The organism is Streptomyces sp. NPDC006265 (assembly GCF_040613555.1).
Taxonomy (GTDB): Bacteria; Actinomycetota; Actinomycetes; order Streptomycetales; family Streptomycetaceae; genus Streptomyces.
This window is the reverse complement of record NZ_JBEXSH010000826.1, coordinates 1-4,059: the sequence shown is the minus strand read 5'-3', so window position 1 is coordinate 4,059 and position 4,059 is coordinate 1. Positions and strand designations below refer to the sequence as shown.

General features: G+C 73.0%; 1 protein-coding gene and 2 pseudogenes. 2 read left to right on the top strand and 1 reads right to left on the bottom strand.

Annotated features, from left to right (window positions below):
• Positions 1 to 492, bottom strand: a pseudogene (locus ABZ281_RS40805) (hypothetical protein); the annotation flags it as partial.
• Positions 493 to 634: 142 nt separating this feature from the next.
• Here ABZ281_RS40805 and ABZ281_RS40800 point away from each other — a divergent pair.
• A pseudogene (locus tag ABZ281_RS40800) lies at positions 635 to 2,573 on the top strand (glycosyltransferase family 39 protein); the annotation flags it as partial.
• A gap of 92 nt (positions 2,574 to 2,665) precedes the next feature.
• Positions 2,666 to 4,059, top strand: a 1,394-nt coding sequence (locus ABZ281_RS40795) for a PAS domain-containing protein (RefSeq protein ID WP_356663021.1), incomplete at its 3' end; no start/stop codon positions are given.

Sequence of the window (4,059 nt, the reverse complement as noted above, 5' to 3'; positions counted from 1 at the left end):
GGCAGGAGGGAAGCGTGGCCACCTCCCGCAGCGACACACAGTCGCCCAGGGTGATCTGGACGAAGGAGTCATGCCGAGCTGCTTCCACAGGGTGGAGGTCGCCGCGTTGTCCGACTTGGTGATCATCGCCTTGGCGAGGGTGTTCTCGCGGTCGGTGAGGTACCGGTTCGTCTTCTTCGCGTCCCACAGCAGCGTGGCGAGCACGGTGACCTTGACGACACTGGCCGAGTCGTAGGCGGAACTCGCGCGCAGGGTGCAGGTCGTGTTGGTGCTGCGGTCGTAGAGGCCGACGGCCACCGTGCCCTTGCGGGTGGCGAGCGCGGCGGTGATGTCCTTCTTCAGCTTGGCGGCGAGCCCGGCCTTGGCGGACGTGCAGGTCACGGCCGCCGGGGCGGCGGAGGCGGGCGTGGCGGCGGTGACGAGCGGCACGAGAACGCCCGTGCCCACGGCCGCCGCGAGCACTCTCGCGCGGCGGGATATCCCAGAAGTCATGCCCCCATGACTCCCGGACGCGGGCGAATGGTTGTAGGAGTGCCGAAGGCTTGTACGAGTCGTTACCGGAGATGCCCGGTTTCACAGGTGGCGGCCAGCTTCGGCACAGCGGCCTCCCATCGGGGCTGCCCACCATGCTCGGGTGACATCTGCCACCGAAACCCAGCTCCGCGCCGCCGAGCCCCCTCAGGCCCCGCCCCAGGACGCCGCCAACGCGCCGCGTTGGTCCCTTCCCGCACTGCTCGCGACCCTCGCCCTGGCCGCGGTGCTGTATTCCTGGAACCTGTCCGGGTCCGGCCTCAACAGCTTCTACAGCGCCGCCGTGCTGAGCGGCACCGAGAGCTGGAAGGCCTGGTTCTTCGGCTCGTTGGACGCCGGGAACTTCCTCACCGTCGACAAGCCGCCGCTCGCGCTGATGGTCATGGGCCTGTCCTGCCGGGTCTTCGGATACGGCACCTGGCAGATGATGACGCCGATGATCGCGGCCGCCGTGGGCACCATCTGGATCCTGCACTCCTCCGTGAAGCGGGTGTTCGGGCACGCGGCGGCGGCCCTGGCCGCCCTCGTGCTGGCCCTGACCCCGATCACGGTCGCCATCAACCGGGACAACAACCCCGACACGCTCCTGGTGTTCCTGATGGTGGCCGGTGCGGCGCTCGTCCTGCGCGCGACGCGCGACGGCCGGCTGCTGCCGCTGCTCGGCTCGGCGGCCTGCTTCGGGCTCGCCTTCAACACCAAGATGCTCCAGGGGTACATCGCGCTGCCCGCCGTCTTCCTGGTCTACCTGTACGCGGCGAGGCCGGCCTTCGTGAAGCGCGTCGTCCACCTGGTCCTCGCCGCGGTGGTGCTGGCCGTCTCCAGCTTCTGGTGGGCCGCCGCCGTGTCACTGGTCCCGGCCTCGGAGCGGCCGTACATCGGCGGTTCGACGGACGGCACCGCCTGGAACCTGATCACGGGCTACAACGGCCTCGGCCGGATCCTCGGCGGCGAGGGCAACGGCGGGGGCGGCGGAGGCGGCGGCTTCTCCGGAACCGCGGGTCTCGGCCGGATGTTCAACGACATCCTCGGGGGGCCAGATCTCCTGGCTGATCCCCTTCGCGGGCATCGCGCTCGTCGGCGGCCTGGTGCTGTGCGGCCGTGCCGCGCGCACGGACCTCACCCGGGCCGCGCTCGTGCTGTGGGGCGGCTGGACCGTACTGCACTACCTGACCTTCGCCCTGGCCGAGGGCACCATGCACCCGTACTACACGACCGCGCTCGCCCCGGGTGTCGCGGCGCTGTGCGGAGGCGGCGGGGCGCTGCTGCTGCGGGCCTTCCGCGCGGACCGGCGGTGGGTGTGGGTGCTGCCCCTGGCGCTGGGTGTCACGGCCGTCTGGGCGGCGGTGCTGCTGCGGCGGGCCTCCGGCTGGAACACCTGGCTGTGGCCCGCCGTCCTGGTCGTCATGGCGCCGGCCGTGGTAGGCCTGTTCGTCTTCCGCACCGGCACCTCGGGGCTGCGGCTGCGGTTGCTGGCGGTGTCGGTGGCGGCGGCCGTCGTCGCGGCGGTGACGGGCCCGGCGGCGTACGCCTGGTCGGTTCCGTCGTCGGGCGCGAGCGGCGGCATGGCCGGTACGAACCCGACGGCCGGGCCGGCCACGGGCAACGGCTTCGGCGGGCCCGGGGGCGGCGGGGGCCGGGGGGTCCCGGGCGGGGGCTCGGGCGGCCCCGGTGAGGGTGGTCAGCAGGGCGGCAACGCCCAGGCCGGGGGCGGCTTCCCCGGGGGCGGGACGCCGCCCGGCGGGCGGAGCGGGCAGGCTCCGGAAGGCATGCAGAGCGGGCAGGCTCCTGGCGGCACGCAGGGCCAGCAGGCTTCCGACGGCATGCAGGGCGGCCCCGGCGGTGGCGGCATGGGCGGCGGCGCGAGCAGCGAGCTGATCGCGTACCTGAAGCAGCACCAGGACGGCGCCAAGTGGCTGCTGGCCGTGTCGAGTTCGCAGGGGGCCGCCCAGCTCATCGTGAGCAGCGGGGAGCCCGTCATCTCGATGTGGGGCTGGTCCGGCAGCGACAAGGCGATGACGCTCGCCAAGCTCAAGGAGCTGGTGAACCGTTCCTGCGACCGTAATGTGACCTCATCGGACAGCCCGCGCAACAGATCATGGCGGTACCTTTTGCCGCGCCGGAGGGAGCGGCTCGCATGAACGGGTATGCGACCTCGGGCCGCGACGCCGTCCCGGCCGCGCCCGGCGGGCTGCTGGATCTGCTGAAGGTCGCGGCGGTGGTCCTGGACGCCGGCGGGCACATCGCGCTGTGGAGCCCCGAGATCGAGCAGCTGCTCGGATGGACCGCGGCGGAGGCCCTGCGCCAGCGCGCCGACACCCTCCTGGTCTCCCCCGAGAACCGGCCCCGGGGCAGGGAGCTGTTCGCCCAGGTCAGCACGGGCGCCCGCTGGGCCGGTGTCTTCCCGCTGCGGCACCGCGACGGCACGGAACGCGCGGTGGAGTTCCGCACGATGCGCCTCCTCGACCCCGAGGGGCAGCCCCACCTGCTGGGACTCGCCACGGACGCGACAATGGTACGGAGGGTGGAGCGCGACCTCGCCCTCTCGCACAGCCTCGTCAACCAGACCCCGCTCGGCATCGCCGTCTTCGACAACGACCTGCGCTGGGTCGGGGTCAACCCCGCGCTGGAGCGGATCAACGGCGTGCCCGAGGAGGCCGTGCTGGGGCGCCGGGTCGGGGAGGTGCTGCCCGACCTGGACGTGGAGGCCATCGAGTCCCGGATGCGGCACGTCCTGGAGACCGGCAGGCCCCTGCTCGACCAGCAGACCGTCGGCCGTACGGCGGCGGACGCGCAGGAGCGCGCCTACTCGGAGTCCTACCACCGCATCGAGGACACCGACGGCCGGGTGCTCGGGCTCGCGATGGCGGTCCTGGACGTCACCGAGCGCCAGCAGGCCGCGGCCGAGGTCGCGCAGGCGCGTCAGCACCTGTCGGTGATCGCCGACGCGGGAATGAAGATCGGCACCACGCTGGACCTCCAGCAGACCGCCCGGGAACTGGCCGACGTGGTCGTGCCGCACCTCGCGGACCTGGCCGCCGTGGACGTCCTGGAGTCGGTCGTGGCCCGTGGCGCCATCACGCCCGTGTCGGGCGGCGCCCCGGCCGAGTTCCGGGCGCTGGCCGTGGCGGCCGGATACACCACCGACGCCATCCACGCCGCCGACCCGGTGGGCGAGCTGGCCACGTACGGCTCGTCGCGGATCATCACACAGTGTGTGCGCAGCGCCCGCCCGGTCCTGGTCGAGCGGGTGGACGGCAAGATGCTGCGGCGTCTGGCCCGGGACTCACGGGCCGCCCTGGCCCTGCACGAGGCCGGCGCCCACTCCTACCTGGCGCTGCCGCTGGTGGCCCGGGGCAAGGTGCTCGGCACGCTCTCGCTGTACCGCACGGTCAACGAGCGGCCCTTCGACGACCGGGACCGGGTGCTCGCCTCGGAACTCGCCGCCCGCGCCGCGATCAGCATAGACAACGCCCGCCTCTACGGCCGTGAGCGCGGCACCGCACTGACCTTGCAGCGCAGCCTGCTGCC